We start from the raw sequence: 22,313 nt of genomic DNA, 5'->3' as shown, positions 1-22,313 counted from the left end.
GTTTCAACCCTTTTTTATAAAAATTAAGCAACAATGGAAAGCCTGATAAACTATTTTGAAACAATTCCTACCTTACACCGAAGCCTTATTTTGGTTGGTGGAATTACCTTATTTTGGTTGCTAGAAGGTTTGTTGCCTCTTTATAATTTTAAATATAAAAAATGGAAACACGCAATTCCTAATTTGTTTTTTACGCTTACAACGGTTATTGTAAACTTTGCTCTCGCCTTTTTATTGCTTAGCAGTGCAGATTGGGTAACGGCAAATGACTTCGGAATTATAAATTGGTTGCCAGAAATGCCCTTATGGTTATATGCGCTTTTAGGAGTTTTATTATTAGACTTTTTCGGTGCTTACCTAGCGCATTATGTAGAGCACAAAGTAAAACCTTTATGGATGATTCATATTGTGCACCATACAGATCATAAAGTAGATACTACAACAGCAAACAGGCATCACCCTTTAGAGAGTGTCATACGTTTCGCTTTTACCTTAGTAGGTGTTTTTATTGTAGGAGCTCCAATTGCTCTAGTAATGTTGTATCAGTCTTTGTCACTTGTAGCAACCCAGTTTACTCATGCAAATATTAAATTACCAAAGAAACTTGATAAAGCAATGAGTTACTTTTTAGTATCACCAGATATGCATAAAGTACATCATCATTATGTTTTGCCTTATACAGATTCCAACTACGGAAATATTTTTTCTGTATGGGATAGACTTTTAGGAACTTACATGGAATTTGATAGAAAGAAACTAGTTTATGGTGTAGATGTTTTTCCGGATGAAGCAGAAAATAGTAGTATAGGAAATTTACTAAAACAGCCTTTTCAAAAATATAAAGCACCTACAGTAAAACCAATAGAGGGTAAAGATTAATACTTCTTTGTATGAGTGAAAAAATAGACGTACAAGGCCATAGAGGTTGCCGCGGACTAATGCCAGAGAATACCATTCCTGGTTTTTTAAAAGCAATTGAAATTGGTGTAGATACTTTAGAATTAGATATAGCCATATCTAAAGATCACAAAGTAATTGTAACTCATGAGCCTTTTATGAGTAGGAAAATTTGCCTAGACCCTAACGGGAATGAAATTCCTAAAGAAGACGATAAGAAGTACAACTTATATGAAATGACTTATGAAGAAATTAAGGCCTTTGATTGTGGTACTAAGATTCATAAAAAGTTTCCGAAGCAAAAAAAACTCAAAGCATATAAACCATCATTAGATGAGGTTATTGAAGCTTGTGATGCTGTAAATAAAAACATTAAGTATAATATAGAAATCAAGGCAAAACGAAAATTCGATGGAATCTATACTCCAGGTCCTAAGGTTTTTGTTGAGCTAGTTTTACAAACTTTAAAAAAACATTCGGTATTACATAGATGTAATTTACAGTCTTTCGATATACGAGTTTTAGAAGAAATCAAAATACAAGAGCCAAAAACTAGAATGGCTATTTTGATAAATACCGACGAAAAAATCTCTAAAAAACTCAATAAATTAAGTTTTAAACCAGAAATAATTGGTCCGTATTATAAGCTGCTAGACAAAGAAACAACCCGAAAATTTCAAAAACAGGGATTTAAAGTAATTCCTTGGACGGTGAATATTGCAGATGAAATGCGTGAAATGATTCACTGTAACGTAAATGGAATAATTACAGATTTTCCAGATGTATTATTGGAGGTGCTTCAGAAAAAGTAAACAAATCTATATTTCTTCAACTAAAATCTAAAACCTACAAGCTTGTTTTTTAGACTTACAATTTTATTTTCTACGTAGTTGTAAGTCCTTTTCTTTCAGGCAAGTAGTTGTTTTGTCTGTTAAATTTGAAATTCAACGAATTTTCTTTCAAGTGTTTTTGTAACGATTAACTTTATCGTAAATTAAATTTCGAACCCTAAGAATTGATTGAATTAATAGCTAAAAACGTTAATCGATTAATTATTTTAAAAATGAAAAAGTATAGAAACCTTGTTTTATGTTTATCAGTAGCCTTGTTGACTTTTAGTTCTTCATTTGCTCAAAGCACTGTATATTCTACTATAGCAAAAAACATGAATTCTGATGCCAAAAGTTTAAAGCATGATTTAAATACTGTAGGAGATACACTTCAACTAAATAGTGATTTCGACTTGTTTAAAGTGGAGTTTATTAGTGAGAAAGGTTCTAAAGTTTTTAATACGCAGGTTTCAAAAGGGATGTCGTATATACCATTAGAGTCTGTTCCTATAGGGGATTATACCATTGCAGCTTATCAGATTTTAAGTAGTGATGATGTATACCAATATCAAAAAACTATAATTTTTAGACTATCTAGAGTTTTACCTATTAATGATGGTATTGCGGAAGTTAGGTCGGAAAGTGTACAGCCTCTTCAAGTTAATTCTGATCTAGTAGCAAGTTCTTTAGCTATAAATGGTACCGATTCAGATATGCAGGATCTAGTATCTTCACTAATTGAAAACGATATAATTATAGAAGAAAGAACTAATATAATTGCTGATAATAATCTCGAAAGAAAAAAGCATGCAAGAGGAAAATTAAAATCTTATAATCTTACAGACGCTAGCAGCAGACGATATGCTGTTCAGTCTCGAGAAGACTATAGAGCAAATAATTTACGACCAAACGGTAAACCCTACGATTAACTTATTTGAAAGTAAATCAATTAAAACCTTTAGAGAATCTCTAGAGGTTTTTTTATTTATATAATAAGTATGTTTGTCTCATAGCATCGTATTCGGCTAAGCCACTAACCCAAGTTTTTTTTATTTCCTCTGCACTAAGTCCTGATTCAATTTGTTTTTGAAGTTTTTGTGTACCAGCCAACTTCGTAAAGAAATTATTAAAGAAGGATTTTTTATCTCCTGTAGCTTTATAGGCATTAATTACATAGCTTAAATTTATTTCGCTTAAATAAGCGCTATTACTTAAATCCATACCATGGCATATTCTATCCTGATGCTTTGGGTGTTTTGCGCCTTCATTTGGTTCTGGCATAAATTGATAGGTGAAAGGAAATATTTCGGTATTTAAAAACGGACTTCCAAAAACTTGAAATTGCTTATCAGTTCCTCTACCTGCACTTACGTTTGTTCCTTCAAAAAAACATAAACTTGGGTATAGGTTTATAGATTTGGCATTTGGTAAATTTGGAGAAGGTTTTATAGGTAAATCATACTTAGCATCATGGCTGTAATTTTTCATGGCAATAACGGTGATGTCACATCTTATTCCGTTTTTTAGCCATTTTTCACCATTAATCATTTTTGCATATTCTCCAATTGTCATTCCGTGAACAACAGGAATAGGGTGCATACCAACAAAACTAGTATGTTCTTTTTCTAAAATAGGTCCGTCAATATAATGGCCATTAGGATTTGGTCTATCAAAAATTAAAACAGGAATTTTTGCTTCCGCACAAGCTTCCATTACATAATGCAAAGAAGAAATATAAGTGTAGAAACGAGCTCCAACATCTTGAATATCAAAAATAATAAGGTCTATATCTTGAAGTTGTGCAGCTGTAGGTTTTTTGTTTTTTCCATAAAGTGAAACTATTGGCAAACCGGTTTTTGTGTCTATCCCGTCTTTAACAACTTCTCCAGCATCTGCAGTTCCTCTAAAACCATGCTCAGGAGCAAAAACTTTTTTCAAATCTACTTTTAAGGAAACTAAAGAATCTACAAGATGCGTATAGTCTCCTTCCTTGAAAATTACACTAGTTTGGTTTGCTACTACACCAACACGTTTTCCTTTTAATAAAGGAAGATATGCCTCTGTTTGGTTTGCTCCAACAAGTATAGCTTCGTTGGGAATTTGTTCTGTAAGTTGAACATGTTCTATAATTTCAGTGCTGTCAGATATTTTTTCTTTTGTTTTAGAAGCACAAGAAATAAATACTAAAACAAATAATAAAACTGTATTTTTGAAAATATTTAATAGCATAACCTGATTTGAATTTTGAGTTTTTTATAGCTAAACGCATTATTGATAGTAAAGCGTATAAAAGTAGTGTTTCGGCACCAATTATAAAAATTGGAATCGCAGCAATAGCTATTGGTATCATTGTAATGATGATAGCGGTTGCAACCGGAATCGGATTGCAGCAGAAAATTAGAGATAAGGTTTCGGCTTTTAACGGACATATTATTATATCGAATTTTGATAGTAATAATTCACAAGAAAGCGGTAGGCCTATTTCAACCCAACAAGATTTCTATCCAACTTTCACCAGTGTTGAAGGTATAAAAAACGTACAAGCAGTAGCTTCTAAGTTCGGAATTATAAGAACCGAAACAGATTTTGAAGCAATTATTGTAAAGGGAGTAGGAGCAGATTATAACTGGGATTACTTTGAAGAGTTTTTAATAGAAGGTCGCCTTCCAGATTATACAAAAGAAAGAAATCAAGACGTTTTAGTTTCCCAAGATTTAGCAAAACGTATGCAGTTTGATTTAGGCGATAGCTTTACTACATTTTTTAGAAAAGAAGATCCTAACGCGTTACCAACACCGATCCGTTATCATATAGTTGGAATATACAATTCGGGTTTAAAAGAATTTGATGAAACCTATGTGATAGGTGATATTCGACATATACAAAGACTTAATAAATGGGAAGCTAATCAGGTTGGGAGTTTTGAAGTTTTATTGGAAGACTATAATCAGTTAAATGAAAAATTTAAAGAGGTTTTTCAGAACACATCCTCCTTACTTAATACCTATACGGTTGAACAGAAACATGCTTCTATTTTTGAATGGATTAGTATTTTTGATAAAAACACCTATGGAATTATAGGTATTATGATTCTTGTTGCAGGAATTAATATGATTACTGCTTTGTTGGTTTTAATATTAGAACGAACTAAAATGATTGGGATTTTTAAAGCTCTAGGAAGTAGCAATTGGAGTATCAGAAAAATGTTTTTATACAACGCTAGTTATATAATATTAATTGGCTTGTTCTGGGGGAATCTTATAGGAATATCTCTTTTGTTAGCCCAAAAATATGGCAAGCTTTTTCCTTTAGATCCTAGTGTATATCATGTGAGTGAAGTTCCGGTTTATATTAATATAGGTTATATAGTTGCATTAAACATTGGTACATTCATTCTTTGTTTATTGATGCTTTTGATTCCTTCTTATATTATCACAAAAATTTCTCCAGTGAAGGCTATTCGCTTTGAATAGTGTGTTCTTTCTAAGAATTTCTATTTATTCTAAATAGCTATATTTCTAAGAAACAACTCGTTTCAAAATGTTTTCGTGTTTTAAAAGCAAAAACTTACCTTTGCACTTCAATTTTTAGATAAAATTTAAAAAGATTTTCGCAGTAGCGAGCATATATGGAATACGCAAAAAACATACTAGAAACTATTGGAAATACACCATTAGTAAAACTAAATAAATTAACGGCAGAATTGCCTTGTTTGGTTTTAGCAAAATACGAAACCTTCAATCCAGGAAACTCTACAAAAGATAGAATGGCCTTAAAAATGATTGAAGATGCTGAAGCAGACGGAAGATTAAAACCAGGAGGAACTATTATTGAAGGTACTTCAGGAAATACAGGAATGGGCTTGGCGCTTGCAGCAATCGTAAAAGGTTACAAATGTATTTTTGTGATTAGCGATAAGCAGTCTAAAGAAAAAACAGATGTATTAAGAGCCCACGGAGCAGAGGTTATAGTTTGTCCTACAGATGTAGAGCCAACAGATCCTCGTTCTTATTATTCGGTTTCTAAGCGTTTAGGAGAAGAAATTCCAAATTCTTGGTATGTAAATCAATATGACAATCCGAGTAATGCAAAAGCACATTATGAGAGCACAGGTCCTGAAATTTGGAAACAAACAGATGGTAAAGTAACACATTTTGTTGTTGGAGTAGGAACAGGAGGAACTATTTCTGGAGTTGGTAAATACTTAAAAGAACAAAATCCTAATGTAAAAGTTTGGGGAATTGATACATATGGTTCGGTTTTTAAGAAATACCACGAAACAGGGATTTTTGATGAAAACGAAATTTATCCATACGTTACAGAAGGCATTGGTGAAGATATTTTACCTAAAAATGTAGACTTCGATATTATTGATGGTTTCACTAAGGTTACCGATAAAGATGCAGCTGTTTATACGCAAAAACTAGCCAAAGAAGAAGGGATGTTTTTAGGAAACAGTGCAGGTGCTGCAATCAAAGGTTTATTACAACTTAAAGACGAATTCAAAGAAGACGATGTTGTTGTGGTGCTTTTCCATGATCACGGAAGTAGATATGTTGGAAAAATGTACAACAACGACTGGATGAAAAAAATGGGTTATATCGAATAGTTTTTAACTTTAAATCCATGGTATCAAAAAAGCCTCTTGAAATTTCAGGAGGCTTTTTCTTTTTGTGATAATTTCTTGATTACGGATTTGTAGACCATAAAGCAGCACTTTTTAACATGGCTCTTCTAGGTAATTTTAATCCTGAAACAATTAATTCTGCAAAATCTTCTGGTTGCAATACACTATCTTCAGAATCTTTATTAGCAATTCCAAGTCCTATAGACATATCAGAAACAATAGTACTTGGAGTTAAAGTACAAACGCGAATGTTGTTCTTACGAACTTCTTTCATTAAGGATTCAGACATTCCTATTACAGCAAATTTTGAAGCAGAATAAGCAGAAGTAGTTGCATTTCCGTTAAGACCAGCTGTTGAAGAAATGTTTATAATATCACCTTCGTTCTTCTCGATTAGGTGTGGTAAAACCTCTTTTGTTACATAGTACATTCCCATTAGGTTTGTCTGTATTATTTGGCTCCACACTTTTACATCCATATCGTTTAAAGTTCCAAAAGCAGAAATTCCAGCATTGTTTACTAAAATGTCTACAGTACCAAAAGAATCTATAAGGTTTTTAATACCAACTTTTACTTCATCGTAGTTGCCAACATCAAAAACAGCGTAGGTAGCATCTGCACCTAAAGCTTTTATTTCAGAAACAGTTTCCTTTAATATAGCTTCATTTCTACCTGTAATCGCTACGTCAATTCCTTCTTTTGCAAAGGCTAAAGCTGTAGCTTTACCAAGACCTCTTCCGCCTCCAGTAATTATTGCTTTTTTGTTTTTAAGATTTTCCATTGTATTTATTCTCTTGTATAATTATTCATTCTTTTATAATGCAAAAATAGATATGTCTAATTTTATAAACGAAGTTATAAGGAATATTTAACAACATACTTCACTTATAAAGTGTTTTTTGCTTTTTTGAAAATCAACTAGCAATGTGTAAATTAGTTGTATGCAAGAGGATTTTTTACATTATATCTGGAAACATAAAAAGTTTTCGTTTGCTAATTTACAAACTACAGCAAATGAAGCGGTTTCTATTTTGCAGGTTGGTACGCATAACTTGCATGCGGGTCCTGATTTTTTCAATGCGAAAATTAAGATTGGCGAGCAACTTTGGGCAGGTAATGTAGAAATTCATATAAAATCTAGTGATTGGTTTCTGCATAACCATGAAAAAGATAAGAATTACGATAATGTAATTTTACATGTGGTTTGGGAGCACGACACAGAAGTGTATAGAAAAGATAACTCGGTGATACCAACTCTTGTTTTAAAACAATATGTTCATACGACTGCATTAGAGAGCTATCAAAAGCTTTTTAGTAAAAAACAACGTTGGATAAATTGTGAGAATGATTTTGCTAGTGTTTCAGATTTTGAGTTTCAAAACTGGTTAGAGCCCTTGTACTTTGAACGCTTAGAAAGAAAATATCAAGATATTCAAAGCATGCTAAGCGCTTCTAAAAATAATTGGGAAGCTGTGTTGTTTAAAATGTTGGCTAAAAACTTCGGACTAAAAGTAAATGGAGCAGCCTTTCTAAGTCTAGCAAATTCTTTTGATTTTTCTGTAATACAAAAAACACAAAGCAAGAGTCCTAGTTTGGAAGCCTTGTTTTATGGTCAGGCAGATTTGCTGAATGAGGATATTCAAGACCCTTATTATATAGTACTTCAAAAGGAGTATCGGTTTTTAAAACAGAAGTTTCATTTATCTAGTAACTCAGTAAGCCCTTTGCAGTTTTTTAGATTGCGACCTCCTAATTTTCCAACCATTCGTTTATCACAACTCGCAAGTTTATATCACGAGCAGGTGAATTTATTTTCCAAAGTTATAAATGTTAAGAGGAAAGAAGAGGTGTATGATTTGTTTCAGGTTAGTACTTCCGCTTATTGGGAAAATCATTTTAGTTTTGGTAAGGTTTCTAAAGCTTCAAAAAAGAAAATTACTAAGTCTTTTGTAGATTTACTTATAATTAACACCATAGTGCCTATTCAGTTTAGTTTTGCTAAACAAAAAGGAAAGCTTATAGACGAGGCGATTGTTAGTATTATGCAGCAAGTAGCTTCAGAAAAGAATAGTATTGTTTCTAAATTTCAAGATTTAAAACCTATTTCAACTTCCGCTATGCAAAGCCAAGCACTTATTCAATTAAAAAACGAATATTGTGATAAAAGTAGATGTTTGCAATGTGCCATTGGTAACAGTTTGTTAAAAGGCAAATAAGCAAAAGCGAGTCCATTTGAAAAATTCAACATATTATCTTTTAAACTAGGGAACTAAACATTAAATTGCAATCATGAAATTTTTCTACAAAATACTTCTATATTTTCAAAAACACGGCTATTATGTATGCCAGCGTATTGCAGATAGGTTTGGTATGCGGGCAAAGCTGGTTCGTACTTCGTTTATATACCTCACTTTTGTAACTCTAGGTTTTGGATTTGCCTTGTATTTATTTCTTGCCTTTTGGATAAAAATAAAAGATAGTTTGTATACAAAACGCTCTTCGGTTTTCGACTTATAATAGTATGAAAAATCCATTAATATACTTTTTTAGAACGAAAATATACACAGCTTTCGCTTTGTTGCTTATCATCCTTCTAATTGGTATGATAGGATTTAGATTTCTTTCAGGCTTCACATGGATTGATGCATTATATATGACGGTAATTACTATTACCACGGTAGGTTTTAGTGAGGTGCAACCGTTAGACCCAATAGATAAAATATTTACTATATTCTTAATCCTAACAAGTATCATTACGGTTGGTTATGCTTTGTCTATTATAACCGAATATATTTTAAGTAAAAATAGTTTAGAGAATTTTAAAAAACAGAAGATGCAAAAAAAGATCGATGCACTGCATAATCATATCATTATTTGTGGTTATGGAAAAAATGGAAGAGAGGCAGCAAACAAACTATTTGCTTACAAAAAGCCTTTTGTTGTTATTGAAAAAGATAAGGAGATAATAGAAGAGCACGAAAGTGATAAGATTCCTTTTGTTTATGGAAATGCAAATGAGGATGAGGTATTGTTAAAAGCAGGAATTGAAAGGGCAGACACCTTGATTTCTGCACTACCGAATGATGCAGACAACCTGTTTGTAGTTCTTTCTGCAAGACAGATTAATGAAAAAATGCAGATAATTAGTCGTGCTTCTATAGAGTCTTCCTGTAAAAAACTAAAGTTAGCAGGAGCTAATAATGTGATTCTTCCAGACAGAATTGGTGGAGACCACATGGCGTCTTTAGTTGTTGTTCCAGGTTTAATCGAGTTTATAGATAATTTGGGAATAGTGGGAAACACAAAAATTAATATTGAAGAAATCGCTGTAGAGAAACTTTATAACCCGAAAGCAGGTTTAAAAACCATAAAAGAATTAGACTTGCGAAAGAAAACAGGCTGTAATGTTATTGGTTATAAGGACAGTAAAGGAGAGTATTTTGTCAATCCGGAAGCAGAGCAGAAACTAGAAGCAAATGCTAAAATTATTGTTCTTGGAAAACCAGAACAAATTCAAAAATTAAATTCAGAATACGACATTCATTAAATTCCTAATTTAACAACAGAATCTTTAAAAAATCATTTTTTTTTAGGATATTGCTGACTTAAACCAATATTTTAACTAACTAACAATAAATTTATGAAGAGATATCTTCTTGTCATCTTTGCTGTAATTCTACCCATATTAACCTTTTCACAAAGTTTTGAAATTGTAGGAGAAACGTATAACCCATCTAAGACAATTAATGATGGAGTTATAGAAATTAAAGTAAAAGGTGGAGTTGAACCATTTACTTATCGATGGAATAATCAAAGTACTCCCTTAAACTCACAAAGGGCAATGAACCTTACGGAAGGTGTGCCTTATACGGTTGTTGTAACCGATGCTACAGGAGCAAGTAAAACAGCAGAGTTTACAGTTAAAACAGAAGCAATTACAGAAGTTTTTAATGGAACCATGACACCAGCAGTTGGTGCTTTAGGTTCCGTTTTATTTTGGGACCCTTTCGCGGCAATAGGAGTTTATGATCCGGTTGTTTATGCAGATGTAAAACAAATAGGGATTCCTAATTGGAGTAATGATTTAGAAAACAAATACACTTTAAAAACTTGGTTGAAAGGAGATGGTGCAAAGGTTGCTAAAGATGAGCCTGTTGCTATTATTCAAGATAAATCAGGTAAAGAAATTCAAGTAAAATCCTTAGCAAAAGGAACCTTAAAACACTTAACACTTGAAGGGAAGACCATTTATAACTCAGATAATGCTGAGCATGTAATCGAGCAGGGAGCACATTATTTTGCCGAAGTAAAATATGATGAGCCTATTGCATTAACACACCCTAACGGTGATCCTTTAACAAAACCAATTTCATTTATTGTAATTTGGTTAGTCCTAGGGGCTTTATTCTTTACTATAAGAATGGGCTTTATTAATATTCGCGGATTCAAACATGCTATCGATTTAGCACGTGGTAAATATGATGATCCAGATGCTCCAGGGCAGGTAACACACTTTCAGGCTTTGGCAACTGCAGTTTCAGGAACCGTAGGTTTAGGAAATATTGCAGGTGTAGCGGTAGCAGTTTCATTAGGTGGGGCGGGAGCTACTTTCTGGATGATTGCTTGTGGTTTATTAGGTATGTCTACAAAATTTGTAGAGTGTACTCTAGGGGTTAAATACAGAGATATATTACCAGATGGTCGTGTATTTGGTGGTCCGATGAACTATTTACGTTACGGATTAGAAAAAAGAAATATGAAAGGTCTAGGTAAAGTACTTGCAGCTATGTTTGCGGTGCTTGCTGTAGGTGCTTCTTTTGGAGGTGGAAACATGTTCCAAGCGAATCAATCTTTTGAGCAGTTAGCTGGGCAATTCCCAATGTTAGAAGGAAATGGTTTTTATTTCGGAATTATTACAGCTATTTTAGTAGGTGTTGTAATTATTGGAGGAATCAATAGTATTGCGAAGGTAACTGGAAGAATTGTTCCTGTTATGGCAACTTTTTATATAGTAGCTGCATTAGCAGTTATCATTATGAATATCCAAAATATCGGACCTGCATTTTCTGCTATTGTAGAAGGAGCTTTCAATCCTTCTGCATTAAAAGGTGGGGTTATAGGTGTTTTAGTTGTAGGTTTCCAACGTGCAGCATTCTCTAATGAAGCAGGGGTTGGTTCTGCGGCAATCGCGCATAGTACAGCAAAAACAAATCATCCACCTTCTGAAGGTTTTGTAGCTTTACTAGAACCTTTTATTGATACGGTTGTGGTTTGTACGCTTACCGCTTTAGTATTAATCTTTACAGGTATGCATGAGGTAGAAGGTTTAGCTGGAGCTCAATTAACATCTGATGCTTTTGGGTCTCAGATTTCTTGGTTCCCATATTTATTAGCTTTTGCAGTATTCTTATTTGCATTCTCAACAATGATTTCATGGTCTTATTACGGAATGAGAGCATGGACATACCTTTTTGGGAAAAGCAAAAAAGTGGAGTTAATTTATAAAATGTTATTTTTAGTATTTGTAGTGATAGGTGCATCTGTAAGTTTAGGTGCGGTACTTGACTTTTCAGATATGATGATATTAGCGATGTCTTTCCCTAACATTATTGGACTATATATAATGTCTGGAGAAGTAAAAGGAGATCTCGCCGATTATATAAAGAAATTAAAAGCCAACCAACTATTTAGGAAGTTGGAAAATAAATAACCAACCAAAATGAAAAATATTAAATCCCATTTCACGTTTACAAGAAAACAACGGAATGGGATTTTTTTGTTGTTATTTATTATTGTCGCTTTACAGTGCTTTAGTTTTTTTGTTTTACCGAAGCTACTAAATAAAGCTTCTGCAGAAGATATAAGCAATCCACAACAATTAGATTTATTCCGAAAAGAAATGGATTCATTGCGTTTTGTGGAAGCAGAAAAACGAAAGCCAAAAATCTACCCTTTTAATCCTAACTTTATAACAGATTATAAAGGTTATACTTTAGGAATGTCTACAGCAGAAATCGATAGACTTCTTAAATATAGAAGTCAGGATAAATGGATCAATTCCACTAAAGAGTTTCAGCAAGTAACGCAGGTTTCAGATTCTCTTTTAAATATAATATCTCCTTTTTTTAAGTTTCCAGAATGGGTTACTAACCCGAAACCCAAAACCCCAAGTAGTTTTAAATCGACACCTTCATCAACTTCTCCAAAAACCTTTCAGCAGAAAATAGATTTAAATAAAGCAACCGCTTTACAGCTTCAAAAAGTACATGGAATTGGAGAAACCTTTTCCGATAGGATTATAAAATATAGGAATAAACATCAAGGATTTATTGCGGATGTAGAGCTTCAAGAAGTTTACGGATTAAAACCAGAAGTCATTGATAATATTTTAAAAGAGTTCACGGTAAAATCCCCAAAACAAGTAAAAACCATTGGTCTGAATACAGCAAGCAGAGATGAGTTGGTTTTAATTCCTTATATAGATTATGAGGTTGCTCATCAAATAATTGAATACAGAACTTTGAGGGAGGGGTTTCAGTCTCTTGAGGAATTAACAAAAGTAAAGGACTTTCCAATTCAAAAAATTGATATAATTAAATTATATTTGACTCTTAATTAGATTAAATCAAATTCGAAAAAAAAGATATGAACAATAGGTACTTTACAGAAGAGCATCAATTATTTAGAAAAAGCTTACAAGACTTCTTACAAAAAGAAGTGGTTCTACATATAGATAAATGGGAGAAGACAGGAACGGTAGAGCGTTTTATTTGGAAGAAATTTGGTGACATGGGATTCTTTGGCTTAGCTTATCCAGAAGAGTATGGAGGGTTAAACTTAGACTTATTCTATACCGTTATTTTATTAGAAGAATTACAGAAAGTTAATTCAGGTGGTTTTGCAGCAAATATTTGGGCGCATACTTACCTTGCAATGACGCACGTTAATAAAGAAGGATCTCACGAAATTAAAGAAAAATATCTTGCACCTAGTATCGCTGGAGATAAGATAGGATGTCTTTGTATTACAGAGCCTTTTGGAGGATCGGATGTAGCAGGTATGCGAACTACTGCTGTGAAAAAAGGAGATACTTACGTAATTAATGGATCTAAAACTTTTATCACTAATGGGGTGTATAGCGATTATTTAGTGGTTGCTGCAAAAACAAATCCAGAGCTTGGTAATAAAGGGGTTAGTATTTTTATTATGGATAGAGATACTCCAGGCATTTCGGCTACCAAATTGGATAAATTAGGATGGAGAGCTAGTGATACTGCAGAGATTGCTTTTGATAATGTAACTATTCCTGCAAGCAACCTAATGGGTGAAGAAGGAAAAGGTTTCCCTTATATCATGCAGCATTTTGCATTAGAGCGTTTAATCATGGGTATTAATGCACACGCAAGAGCAGAGTATGCTTTAGAGTATACAAGACAATACATGAGTGAGCGTACTGCTTTTGGACAAACTATTGATAAATTCCAAGCTTTACGTCACAGCTTTGTAGATTTATATGCAGATATGGAAATGTGTAAAGAGTATAACTATACTATAGCAAGAAGACTAGATAAAGGAGAATATGTTGTAAAAGAAGCAACTATTTCTAAGCTTAAATCTACAAAAATGGCAGATGAGGTTGCTTACCAATGTGTACAGTTTTTAGGAGGTTACGGTTATATGGAAGAATATCCAATGGCACGACTTTTGCGTGATAGCAGACTAGGGCCAATTGGTGGAGGTACTTCAGAAATTCTTCGTGAGATATTAGCAAAAATGGTAATAGATAAGAAAGAATATAAGCCTGCAGCAAAATAGTTCTAACGAACCTTATAACAACATAAAATATGATGTCTAAAAAATTAAAACAACTTATTGTTGTTATAACTATTCTTTTAGCAGGAACAACTTACGCTCAAAAAGAACTTAAAAACACCGTTCTAGATTCATCGGATTCCTTTCCAATAGCTAGTGCTAGTGTGTACATTAAAAATACCACAATTGGTACAGTAACCAATATCGATGGTAATTTTGTACTACAAGTACCGCAAAAACACGAAAACGATACGCTGGTGGTTTCTTCTATTGGCTATTCTACTTTCAGAATACCAATTCAAGAGTTTAATAATGAAACCGAAGTTTTTTTAACAGAAGAACAAGCGTCTTTAGATGAGGTAGTCTTAGTTGCAGAACCAAGACCTACAACAGGAAACGAAATTGTACTTAAGGCAATCAGGAAGCTACAACATAACCTTCCTGATTCTTCTTATATCCAAAAAGGGTTTTTAAGGCATAAAGAAAGAAATAAAACAGAGTTTAAATGGTTAATAGAAAGTGCTATTACTGTTTACGATTCTTCATATACTTCTAGCAGTGCCCAAAACCTAAAGATAAATGTAGATCAGGTTCGTAAAAGTTACGATCTAAGAGATGTAGATAGCATTTTTTCGTATGCAGCGTATAAAAATCAAAACTCCACTCGAAAGTTAAAACCAAAAGATATTAGCCGTAGATCTGTTAATAAAGAGCAGCTAATTACAGCAATTAAATGGAATGACAATAGAGTTAACGGCTTAGAAAATCTTTTTCAAGGAAAGCTGAACCTGCTTCGTAATGTGAAAAATAACAAAGCATTATTTGGTGAGGATATTTTAGATAAGCACCAGTTTGAATTAGATACTATTTTAGTAGATAATGAGCGCAAGCTTTATAAGATTAAAATTTCTGGTTCTAAAGACTTTGTTGGTCTAGGAACAAAAGGAATTTTCAACGAAGGTTTTGAGGCCGAAGGCTGGTTGTATATTTATTATGATAATTATGCTTTCAAAAAAATTGAATATAATTTAGTTGCTGCTTCAGATGCTCAAAAAGTTAGAAGCAAACGACTTTTCGATACCCAAATAAATCATAAGTTAGTTATTACTTATATGGAGTATCAAGGAAAAATGTATCCAAATTATATTTACTACGAAACACCAAAACTGGTTAATGTAGGCTTAAAACCAACTCGCGGAATCACCAAAGAAGAAGAGGAGCGTTACAATAAAGAAGAGCGTTACTATTATACCGTTCAAGAAATCTTGTTCTCAGAAATCATCTTAGATAAAGATGAGATTTCGGCTTCTAAACAAGAAAAGTGGGATCCAGATATTTTTGCACCAAAACCTTATGATAAAGACTTTTGGAGCAGCTATAATGTCCTGCTAGAAAGCGAAGAAGATGAACAGCTTATTTTAGATTTAAGCAAAAGAGCTTCACTCTATAAAGATTAATAATTAGGGCAAATGCTCCTTTGTTTTGGCAAAGGAGCACCACGCTTTCACTACTCGCTTTTTTTATCAAAAAAGAGCTCAAACAAACCGTTCAATCGTTTTTGCGAAAAAAACTGCTAAAAAGAATCCTTTGTAGTTGCACAAAATAAAAACCTTACTATCTTTGCGGCCTTAAAAAATCTAAAAGAGAGGAGGTTAAGAACTATGTTAAGAATCCCAGTTAAAGAAGGAGAAAATATAGAAAGAGCGTTAAAGCGTTACAAACGTAAGTTTGTTAAAACTACAATTAAAAACCAATTGCAGGAGCGCAAGCAATATACAAAGCCTTCAGTAGCACGTAGAGCGCTTTTACAAAAAGCAGAATACGTTCAAGGTTTAAGAGATCAAGAAAGTATTTAATACTTCTTAAGCAATATTATAAAATCCTATTAGTTTTAAACTAGTAGGATTTTTTTGTTTTAGTCAAGCCTCCTTGCTAGATAAAAACTTTGTACTTTTATCAAAACACTTCAAAATACGTACATGCCATTTCAATCTTTTATCGATTATCTTTTATTAGAAAAAAATTATTCTAAGCTTACTGTAAAAGCCTATGAAAAGGATTTGTCAGATTTCTTGGCATTCAATCTATCAGAATTTGAGCAAGAAAGTATTGATCAAGTTAATTATTCGCAAATAAGAACTTGGATAGTTTCTATGGTAGAAAGAGATATATCAAACAGAAGTATCAATAGGAAAATATCTGCCTTAAATACATATTATAAGTTCCTGCTTAAAGTGGGAGAGATAGAAGTAAACCCGCTAGCAAAACATCGCGCTTTAAAAACGAGTAAAAAAATACAAGTACCTTTTTCTGAAGCAGAAGTAGCAACTGTTTTAGATGAATTAAATTTTGAAGAAGATTTTAAAGGTGTAAGAGATAAGCTTATTATAGAATTATTTTATTCCACTGGAATACGAAGAATAGAATTAGTAGAGCTAAAATTATGTGATATAGATGTTTCTAATAAAACCCTAAAAGTTTTAGGTAAACGAAATAAAGAAAGATTTGTTCCTCTATTAGGATCGGTACTTCATACTATAAATAAATACCTGAAATTCAGAAACCAGCTAGAAACCATAAAAGATACCGGCTATTTATTTTTAACTCAAAAAGGCGTTAAAGTTTATGAAACACTTGTGTACCGAATAATTAATGAGTATTTTAGTAATGCATCAACCAAAGTAAAAAAGAGCCCGCATATATTAAGACATTCATTTGCAACTCATTTACTCAATCAAGGTGCAGATTTAAATGCTGTTAAAGAGCTCCTTGGACATTCTAGTTTGGCTGCAACGCAAGTTTATACACATAATAGTATAGCCGAACTAAAAAAAGTGTATTTAAACACACATCCAAGAAGTAAAAAATAATAGCATTCATTGTTTAACCAATAATAAATTAAGAAGTATGAAAGTAAACACACAATCTGTCAACTTCAATGCAGACCAAAAATTATTAGTCTTTATTCAAAAACGAATGGATAAGTTAGAGACCTTTTACGATAAAATAATTAAAGCCGATGTTTTTTTGAAAGTAGAAAACACCAGTGATAAGGAGAATAAAGTTTTTGAAGCACGTTTAAGTGTCCCTGGAGATAGCTTTGTTGTAAAGAAGCAGTGTAAGACTTTTGAAGAGGGGGCTGATATAGCAATTGCCTCATTAGAACGCCAGTTAAAAAAGCGAAAAGAGAAATTAAGAACATATTTATGAAAAATTTATTTGAAAAATGTTTTGATTAAAAAGAAAAATATATACATTTGCAGTCCGTTAGAAATAGCGGGCTTTTTTTATAGCAAGAAAAAGCCGATGTAGCTCAGCTGGCTAGAGCAGCTGATTTGTAATCAGCAGGTCGTGGGTTCGAGTCCCTCCATCGGCTCAAGTTCTTTAATAGACTGATGAAAATTTATAATTGGGGAGATACTCAAGCGGCCAACGAGGACAGACTGTAACTCTGTTGTTTTTTAACTTCGCAGGTTCGAATCCTGCTCTCCCCACTTTTTTAAGTTACCAAGCTTAAAAGGGTGTAGTTGTAAGTTTGGGATTTTTAAATAATTGCGAGAGTAGCTCAGTTGGTAGAGCGTCAGCCTTCCAAGCTGAATGTCGCCGGTTCGAACCCGGTCTCTCGCTCTAATATTTAAGCCGGTGTAGCTCAGGGGTAGAGCGTTTCCTTGGTAAGGAAGAGGTCACGGGTTCAATTCCCGTCATTGGCTCATTTTAAAGTATTATAGTAAATAAATTGAACACTAATATAAATAAGATTAAAATAAATTAAACATGGCAAAGGCAACTTTCGATCGTTCAAAACCACATTTAAATATTGGTACTATTGGACACGTAGATCACGGTAAAACAACCACGACTGCAGCTATTACTAAAGTATTAGCTGATGCGGGTTTTTCAGAAGCAAGATCATTTGATCAAATTGATAACGCTCCAGAAGAAAAAGAAAGAGGTATTACAATTAATACTTCACACGTAGAATATCAAACAGCAAATCGTCACTACGCTCACGTAGACTGTCCAGGTCACGCGGATTACGTAAAGAACATGGTTACTGGTGCTGCTCAAATGGATGGAGCTATCCTTGTGGTTGCTGCTACAGATGGTCCTATGCCACAAACTCGTGAGCATATCTTACTTGGTCGTCAGGTAGGTATCCCACGTATTGTTGTGTTTATGAATAAAGTTGACTTAGTTGACGATCCAGAATTACTAGAATTAGTAGAAATGGAAATTCGTGAATTATTATCTTTCTACCAATATGACGGTGACAATGGTCCTGTTATTGCTGGTTCTGCTTTAGGAGCACTTAACGGTGAGAAAGAATGGGTTGACAAATTATTAGAATTAATGCAAGCTGTTGATGACTGGATCGAAGAGCCAGTACGTGATATGGATAAGCCTTTCTTAATGCCTATCGAAGATGTATTCTCTATTACAGGTCGTGGAACTGTTGCAACTGGTCGTATTGAGACTGGTGTAGCTAACACTGGAGATCCTGTTGAGATCATTGGTATGGGAGCTGAGAAATTAACTTCTACTATTACAGGAATTGAAATGTTCCGTCAAATCTTAGACAGAGGAGAAGCTGGAGATAACGCTGGTATCTTATTAAGAGGAATTGAGAAAACTCAAATCTCTAGAGGTATGGTAATCACTAAGCCAGGATCTGTAACACCACACGCTAAATTTAAAGCTGAGGTTTATATCCTTAAGAAAGAAGAAGGTGGACGTCACACTCCATTCCATAACAACTACCGTCCACAGTTCTACGTAAGAACTACAGACGTTACAGGTAACATCGCTCTTCCTGATGGAGTAGAGATGGTTATGCCTGGAGATAACTTAACTATTACAGTAGAATTAATCCAACCAATTGCAATGAACGTAGGTTTACGTTTCGCTATCCGTGAAGGAGGTAGAACAGTTGGAGCAGGTCAGGTAACTGAACTTTTAGATTAATTTTATCTAATTAAATATAGAGTTAAGGTATTTCGTAACGGAATACCTTAGCTTATATATACGGGTTTAGCTCAGTTGGTAGAGCACTGGTCTCCAAAACCAGGTGTCGTGAGTTCGAGTCTCTCAACCCGTGCAACAAAAACATTATAATGGCAGGAATTGTAAATTATATAAAAGAATCATTCGGAGAGTTAAAAAACAATGTGAGCTGGCCATCATGGGCAGAAACACAAAGTTTAACTATACTGGTTGCTGTTTTCTCTATTATATTCTCTTTAGCAATATGGGGAGTAGATACAGTTTTTAGCGAAGTTATAGCATACTATTTCAAAATAATTAACGGATAAATAAATATTTATGTCTGAAGGTATTGAAAAAAAATGGTATGTAGTTAGAGCGGTAAGTGGTCAAGAAAACAAAATCAAAACGTATATCGAAAACGAAATAGCTCGTTTAGGTTTACAAGATTATGTTGATCAGGTATTGGTTCCTACAGAGAAAGTGATTCAAATTAGAAACGGAAAGAAAATAAGTAAAGAAAAAGTTTACTTTCCAGGATATATAATGATTCAGGCTAATTTAACTGGTGAGATCCCTCACATTATTAAATCTATAACAAACGTTATTGGTTTCTTAGGTGAAACAAAAGGAGGAGACCCAGTTCCATTAAGGAAATCTGAGGTTAACAGAATGTTAGGTAAGGTTGATGAGTTAACAGTAGACACAGATGTAAACGTAGCAATACCATTTACAAAAGGAGAAACTGTAAAAGTGATAGATGGTCCTTTTAATGGATTTGATGGAACTATTGAGAATATCAACGAAGAAAAGCGTAAGCTTGAAGTAATGGTGAAAATTTTTGGAAGAAAAACACCATTAGAGTTAAGCTATATGCAAGTAGAAAAAGTATAATAATTGTTACATAAAGATAGATGTTACTTTTGCTTCCAATAAAAGAAGACATCAACTAAATTATTTAAAATGGCAAAAGAGTTAGACAAAGTAGTTAAGTTACAAGTAAGGGGAGGTGCTGCGAATCCATCGCCACCGGTTGGACCCGCTCTAGGTGCTGCTGGAGTTAATATCATGGAGTTCTGTAAGCAGTTTAATGCGAGAACACAAGATAAACCAGGTAAAGTATTACCTGTGGTAATTTCTGTTTACAAAGACAAATCATTTGAATTTGTAATCAAAACACCACCAGCTGCAGTTCAATTATTAGAAGCGGCAAAAATCAAGAAAGGTTCAGGAGAACCAAACCGAAAAAAAGTAGCTAAAGTTTCTTGGGATCAGATTAGAACTATCGCAGAAGACAAAATGGTAGATTTAAATGCATTTACAATTGAGTCAGCAATGAAGATGGTAGCAGGGACTGCAAGGTCAATGGGAATTTCTGTGACTGGAAACGCGCCAAATTAATCTATAAAAGACATTAAAAATGGCAAGATTAACAAAAAAGAAAAAAGAGGCTTTAGCAAAAATAGAAAAAGGGAGAATTTATTCTCTTTCTGAAGCATCTGCATTAGTTAAAGAAATTACTAATACAAAATTCGATGCGTCTGTAGATATCGCAGTTCGTTTAGGAGTAGATCCTAGAAAAGCTAACCAAATGGTAAGAGGTGTTGTATCTCTTCCTCATGGTACTGGTAAAGACGTTAAAGTATTAGCATTAGTAACTCCAGACAAAGAAGCAGAAGCTAAAGAAGCTGGAGCAGATTATGTAGGTTTAGACGAGTACCTTGATAAAATCAAGAGCGGATGGACAGACGTAGACGTTATTATTACAATGCCTAGTGTAATGGGTAAATTAGGTCCTTTAGGACGTATATTAGGTCCTCGTGGTCTAATGCCTAACCCAAAGACAGGTACTGTAACAATGGACATTGCTAAAGCTGTAACAGAAGTGAAAGCTGGTAAAATCGACTTTAAAGTTGATAAAACTGGTATCGTACACGCTGCAATCGGAAAAGCATCTTTCAGTGCTGATAAGATTGAAGGTAACGCAAATGAATTATTACAAACATTAATGAAACTTAAACCAACTGCATCTAAAGGTGTTTATGTGAAGAGCATATTTTTATCTTCTACTATGAGCCCTAGTATTGCTGTAGATACAAAAATTGGTTAATTAGTTAAAAACTTTTATTATGACAAGAGAAGACAAATCACAAGTAATTAAAGACTTAACTGTACAATTAGCCGAAAATGCAAATATCTATTTAGCAGATATTTCAGGACTAGACGCAAATACTACCTCTAATTTACGTCGTGCTTGTTATAAAGCAAACGTACAATTAGCAGTTGTTAAGAATACATTACTTGAAAAAGCAATGGAGGCATCAGACAGAGAATTTGGTGATCTTCCTACAGTTTTAAAAGGAAACACATCAATCATGTTTTCTGAAACTGGAAACGCTCCTGCTAAAGTAATTAAAGCTTTCAGAAAGAAATCAGATAAACCTTTATTAAAAGGTGCATTTATTGAAGAAGCTATTTACATTGGTGATGAGCAACTAGATATGTTAGTTGAAATCAAGTCGAGAGAAGAATTAATTGGAGATATAGTAGGATTACTACAGTCCCCAGCTAAGAACGTTATTTCAGCGCTTCAATCGAGTGGAGGGAAGCTTTCAGGTATCTTGAAAACATTATCTCAAAAAGAGGGATAAGCAAATAAGTACGCACTTAATTACAAATATATTATTACAAAATTATTAAAACGATAGAAAAATGGCAGATTTAAAAGATTTCGCAGAACAATTAGTTAACTTAACAGTAAAAGAAGTTAATGAATTAGCAACTATATTAAAAGACGAGTACGGTATTGAGCCTGCTGCTGCTGCTGTAGCTGTAGCTGCTGGTGCTGCTGGTGGTGGAGAAGCTGCTGAGGAGCAATCTGAATTCGACGTAATGTTAAAAGCTGCTGGTAGCTCTAAGTTAGCAGTAGTGAAATTAGTTAAAGAATTAACTGGTTTAGGATTAAAAGAAGCTAAAGAATTAGTTGATGGTGCACCAAGCGCAATCAAAGAAGGAGTTTCTAAAGATGAAGCTGAAGCTTTAAAAGCTCAATTAGAAGAAGCTGGAGCTGAGGTTGAGCTTAAGTAAGCCTAACAAGCAAAAAACTTAAAGGTTTAGGTCTGGAACGTGCGTTCTAAGACCTAGACCATTTTGCGTATATAAGTATG

General features: G+C 33.6%; 24 protein-coding genes and 5 tRNA genes. 27 read left to right on the top strand and 2 right to left on the bottom strand.

The genetic code is table 11. The annotated features are described in order from the left end of the window. The first annotated feature begins 33 nt into the window (after positions 1–33). The 3 genes from DU428_RS12870 to DU428_RS12860 all read left to right on the top strand — a co-directional run bounded on the left by DU428_RS12870 (position 34) and on the right by DU428_RS12860 (position 2,656). Positions 34–879, top strand: a complete 846-nt coding sequence (locus tag DU428_RS12870; protein ID WP_113966697.1) for a sterol desaturase family protein — start codon at positions 34–36, stop codon at positions 877–879. 11 nt (positions 880–890) lie between these two features. After that, on the top strand, positions 891–1,709 hold the full coding sequence (locus DU428_RS12865) for a glycerophosphodiester phosphodiesterase family protein (RefSeq protein WP_113966698.1): 819 nt from the start codon (positions 891–893) through the stop codon (positions 1,707–1,709). Between the two features lie 251 nt (positions 1,710–1,960). Beyond that, positions 1,961–2,656, top strand: a complete 696-nt coding sequence (locus DU428_RS12860) for a hypothetical protein (protein ID WP_072352998.1) — start codon at positions 1,961–1,963, stop codon at positions 2,654–2,656. Between the two features lie 52 nt (positions 2,657–2,708). Here DU428_RS12860 and DU428_RS12855 read toward each other — a convergent pair whose 3' ends face one another. Beyond that, positions 2,709–3,956 carry an exo-beta-N-acetylmuramidase NamZ family protein gene (locus DU428_RS12855; protein ID WP_072352999.1) on the bottom strand — a complete coding sequence of 416 codons (1,248 nt, stop codon included), beginning with the start codon at positions 3,954–3,956 and terminating at the stop codon, positions 2,709–2,711. Positions 3,957–3,964: 8 nt separating this feature from the next. On the opposite strand from DU428_RS12855, the gene DU428_RS12850 reads away from it, so the two are divergent. Together DU428_RS12850 and DU428_RS12845 are read left to right on the top strand one after the other, a co-directional pair. After that, positions 3,965–5,200 (top strand): ABC transporter permease, encoded by a 1,236-nt coding sequence (locus tag DU428_RS12850; RefSeq protein ID WP_113966699.1) that lies wholly within the window; start codon positions 3,965–3,967, stop codon positions 5,198–5,200. 155 nt (positions 5,201–5,355) lie between these two features. Then, on the top strand, positions 5,356–6,336 hold the full coding sequence (locus DU428_RS12845; protein ID WP_072353001.1) for a PLP-dependent cysteine synthase family protein: 981 nt from the start codon (positions 5,356–5,358) through the stop codon (positions 6,334–6,336). Between the two features lie 79 nt (positions 6,337–6,415). Here the strand turns inward: DU428_RS12845 and DU428_RS12840 are convergent, their stop codons facing one another. Next, positions 6,416–7,135 carry a 3-ketoacyl-ACP reductase gene (locus DU428_RS12840; RefSeq protein ID WP_113966700.1) on the bottom strand — a complete coding sequence of 240 codons (720 nt, stop codon included), beginning with the start codon at positions 7,133–7,135 and terminating at the stop codon, positions 6,416–6,418. Between the two features lie 160 nt (positions 7,136–7,295). On the opposite strand from DU428_RS12840, the gene DU428_RS12835 reads away from it, so the two are divergent. From DU428_RS12835 to rplL, 22 genes are all read left to right on the top strand, one after another. Then, positions 7,296–8,570 (top strand): DUF2851 family protein, encoded by a 1,275-nt coding sequence (locus tag DU428_RS12835; RefSeq protein WP_072353003.1) that lies wholly within the window; start codon positions 7,296–7,298, stop codon positions 8,568–8,570. A 73-nt stretch (positions 8,571–8,643) separates the two neighbouring features. Next, positions 8,644–8,871 carry a PspC domain-containing protein gene (locus tag DU428_RS12830; protein WP_072353004.1) on the top strand — a complete coding sequence of 76 codons (228 nt, stop codon included), beginning with the start codon at positions 8,644–8,646 and terminating at the stop codon, positions 8,869–8,871. Between the two features lie 4 nt (positions 8,872–8,875). After that, entirely contained in the window at positions 8,876–9,901 is a 1,026-nt protein-coding gene (locus DU428_RS12825; RefSeq protein WP_072353005.1) for a potassium channel family protein, read from the top strand. A 93-nt stretch (positions 9,902–9,994) separates the two neighbouring features. Then, a complete protein-coding gene (locus tag DU428_RS12820) occupies positions 9,995–12,064 on the top strand; it encodes an alanine/glycine:cation symporter family protein (RefSeq protein WP_113966701.1) in 2,070 nt (689 codons plus the stop codon). A 9-nt stretch (positions 12,065–12,073) separates the two neighbouring features. Continuing rightward, entirely contained in the window at positions 12,074–12,973 is a 900-nt protein-coding gene (locus DU428_RS12815; RefSeq protein WP_113966702.1) for a ComEA family DNA-binding protein, read from the top strand. A 26-nt stretch (positions 12,974–12,999) separates the two neighbouring features. Continuing rightward, entirely contained in the window at positions 13,000–14,169 is a 1,170-nt protein-coding gene (locus DU428_RS12810) for an acyl-CoA dehydrogenase family protein (protein WP_113966703.1), read from the top strand. Between the two features lie 29 nt (positions 14,170–14,198). Then, positions 14,199–15,623 (top strand): carboxypeptidase-like regulatory domain-containing protein, encoded by a 1,425-nt coding sequence (locus DU428_RS12805; protein ID WP_072353009.1) that lies wholly within the window; start codon positions 14,199–14,201, stop codon positions 15,621–15,623. Positions 15,624–15,827: 204 nt separating this feature from the next. Next, positions 15,828–16,022, top strand: a complete 195-nt coding sequence (gene rpsU / locus DU428_RS12800) for a 30S ribosomal protein S21 (protein WP_072353010.1) — start codon at positions 15,828–15,830, stop codon at positions 16,020–16,022. 123 nt (positions 16,023–16,145) lie between these two features. Beyond that, complete coding sequence (locus tag DU428_RS12795; RefSeq protein ID WP_113966705.1) at positions 16,146–17,036, top strand: tyrosine-type recombinase/integrase; 891 nt, start codon at positions 16,146–16,148, stop codon at positions 17,034–17,036. Between the two features lie 37 nt (positions 17,037–17,073). Then, entirely contained in the window at positions 17,074–17,376 is a 303-nt protein-coding gene (gene hpf, locus DU428_RS12790) for a ribosome hibernation-promoting factor, HPF/YfiA family (protein ID WP_072353012.1), read from the top strand. Between the two features lie 92 nt (positions 17,377–17,468). Further along, positions 17,469–17,542, top strand: a tRNA-Thr gene (locus tag DU428_RS12785). Between the two features lie 35 nt (positions 17,543–17,577). Continuing rightward, positions 17,578–17,660: transfer RNA gene (locus tag DU428_RS12780), tRNA-Tyr, on the top strand. A 60-nt stretch (positions 17,661–17,720) separates the two neighbouring features. Further along, positions 17,721–17,793, top strand: a tRNA-Gly gene (locus DU428_RS12775). Positions 17,794–17,804: 11 nt separating this feature from the next. After that, positions 17,805–17,876 (top strand) — tRNA-Thr (locus DU428_RS12770). A 64-nt stretch (positions 17,877–17,940) separates the two neighbouring features. Then, complete coding sequence (tuf, locus tag DU428_RS12765) at positions 17,941–19,128, top strand: elongation factor Tu (protein WP_072353013.1); 1,188 nt, start codon at positions 17,941–17,943, stop codon at positions 19,126–19,128. A 60-nt stretch (positions 19,129–19,188) separates the two neighbouring features. Further along, positions 19,189–19,261 (top strand) — tRNA-Trp (locus DU428_RS12760). 16 nt (positions 19,262–19,277) lie between these two features. After that, entirely contained in the window at positions 19,278–19,475 is a 198-nt protein-coding gene (secE, locus tag DU428_RS12755; protein WP_072353014.1) for a preprotein translocase subunit SecE, read from the top strand. Between the two features lie 10 nt (positions 19,476–19,485). Continuing rightward, entirely contained in the window at positions 19,486–20,040 is a 555-nt protein-coding gene (nusG, locus tag DU428_RS12750) for a transcription termination/antitermination protein NusG (RefSeq protein ID WP_113966706.1), read from the top strand. A gap of 69 nt (positions 20,041–20,109) precedes the next feature. Next, on the top strand, positions 20,110–20,547 hold the full coding sequence (gene rplK, locus DU428_RS12745; protein ID WP_072353016.1) for a 50S ribosomal protein L11: 438 nt from the start codon (positions 20,110–20,112) through the stop codon (positions 20,545–20,547). Between the two features lie 19 nt (positions 20,548–20,566). Then, positions 20,567–21,256: a 50S ribosomal protein L1 gene (rplA, locus tag DU428_RS12740; RefSeq protein ID WP_072353017.1), complete on the top strand. Its 690-nt coding sequence runs from the start codon at positions 20,567–20,569 to the stop codon at positions 21,254–21,256. A 19-nt stretch (positions 21,257–21,275) separates the two neighbouring features. Beyond that, positions 21,276–21,797, top strand: a complete 522-nt coding sequence (gene rplJ / locus DU428_RS12735; protein ID WP_072353018.1) for a 50S ribosomal protein L10 — start codon at positions 21,276–21,278, stop codon at positions 21,795–21,797. 61 nt (positions 21,798–21,858) lie between these two features. Beyond that, complete coding sequence (rplL, locus tag DU428_RS12730; RefSeq protein WP_072353019.1) at positions 21,859–22,233, top strand: 50S ribosomal protein L7/L12; 375 nt, start codon at positions 21,859–21,861, stop codon at positions 22,231–22,233. Positions 22,234–22,313 lie beyond the last annotated feature (80 nt).

Source organism: Oceanihabitans sediminis, assembly GCF_003337215.1.
Taxonomy (GTDB): Bacteria; Bacteroidota; Bacteroidia; order Flavobacteriales; family Flavobacteriaceae; genus Oceanihabitans; species Oceanihabitans sediminis.
This window is presented reverse-complemented; position numbering and strand designations above follow the sequence as displayed.

Excerpts from the sequence above, each read along its gene's own strand:
- DU428_RS12815 (WP_113966702.1), top strand. The coding sequence starts at position 12,074 with ATGAAAAATATTAAATCCCATTTCACGTTTACAAGAAAACAACGGAAT.
- DU428_RS12805 (WP_072353009.1), top strand. The coding sequence starts at position 14,199 with ATGATGTCTAAAAAATTAAAACAACTTATTGTTGTTATAACTATTCTT.
- DU428_RS12835 (WP_072353003.1), top strand. The coding sequence starts at position 7,296 with ATGCAAGAGGATTTTTTACATTATATCTGGAAACATAAAAAGTTTTCG.
- DU428_RS12870 (WP_113966697.1), top strand. The coding sequence starts at position 34 with ATGGAAAGCCTGATAAACTATTTTGAAACAATTCCTACCTTACACCGA.
- DU428_RS12820 (WP_113966701.1), top strand. The coding sequence starts at position 9,995 with ATGAAGAGATATCTTCTTGTCATCTTTGCTGTAATTCTACCCATATTA.
- DU428_RS12830 (WP_072353004.1), top strand. The coding sequence starts at position 8,644 with ATGAAATTTTTCTACAAAATACTTCTATATTTTCAAAAACACGGCTAT.
- DU428_RS12860 (WP_072352998.1), top strand. The coding sequence starts at position 1,961 with ATGAAAAAGTATAGAAACCTTGTTTTATGTTTATCAGTAGCCTTGTTG.
- rplA (WP_072353017.1), top strand. The coding sequence starts at position 20,567 with ATGGCAAGATTAACAAAAAAGAAAAAAGAGGCTTTAGCAAAAATAGAA.
- rplK (WP_072353016.1), top strand. The coding sequence starts at position 20,110 with ATGGCAAAAGAGTTAGACAAAGTAGTTAAGTTACAAGTAAGGGGAGGT.
- DU428_RS12845 (WP_072353001.1), top strand. The coding sequence starts at position 5,356 with ATGGAATACGCAAAAAACATACTAGAAACTATTGGAAATACACCATTA.
- secE (WP_072353014.1), top strand. The coding sequence starts at position 19,278 with ATGGCAGGAATTGTAAATTATATAAAAGAATCATTCGGAGAGTTAAAA.
- hpf (WP_072353012.1), top strand. The coding sequence starts at position 17,074 with ATGAAAGTAAACACACAATCTGTCAACTTCAATGCAGACCAAAAATTA.
- DU428_RS12840 (WP_113966700.1), bottom strand. The coding sequence starts at position 7,135 with ATGGAAAATCTTAAAAACAAAAAAGCAATAATTACTGGAGGCGGAAGA.
- rplL (WP_072353019.1), top strand. The coding sequence starts at position 21,859 with ATGGCAGATTTAAAAGATTTCGCAGAACAATTAGTTAACTTAACAGTA.
- DU428_RS12810 (WP_113966703.1), top strand. The coding sequence starts at position 13,000 with ATGAACAATAGGTACTTTACAGAAGAGCATCAATTATTTAGAAAAAGC.
- DU428_RS12865 (WP_113966698.1), top strand. The coding sequence starts at position 891 with ATGAGTGAAAAAATAGACGTACAAGGCCATAGAGGTTGCCGCGGACTA.
- tuf (WP_072353013.1), top strand. The coding sequence starts at position 17,941 with ATGGCAAAGGCAACTTTCGATCGTTCAAAACCACATTTAAATATTGGT.
- DU428_RS12825 (WP_072353005.1), top strand. The coding sequence starts at position 8,876 with ATGAAAAATCCATTAATATACTTTTTTAGAACGAAAATATACACAGCT.
- DU428_RS12855 (WP_072352999.1), bottom strand. The coding sequence starts at position 3,956 with ATGCTATTAAATATTTTCAAAAATACAGTTTTATTATTTGTTTTAGTA.
- rpsU (WP_072353010.1), top strand. The coding sequence starts at position 15,828 with ATGTTAAGAATCCCAGTTAAAGAAGGAGAAAATATAGAAAGAGCGTTA.
- nusG (WP_113966706.1), top strand. The coding sequence starts at position 19,486 with ATGTCTGAAGGTATTGAAAAAAAATGGTATGTAGTTAGAGCGGTAAGT.
- DU428_RS12795 (WP_113966705.1), top strand. The coding sequence starts at position 16,146 with ATGCCATTTCAATCTTTTATCGATTATCTTTTATTAGAAAAAAATTAT.
- rplJ (WP_072353018.1), top strand. The coding sequence starts at position 21,276 with ATGACAAGAGAAGACAAATCACAAGTAATTAAAGACTTAACTGTACAA.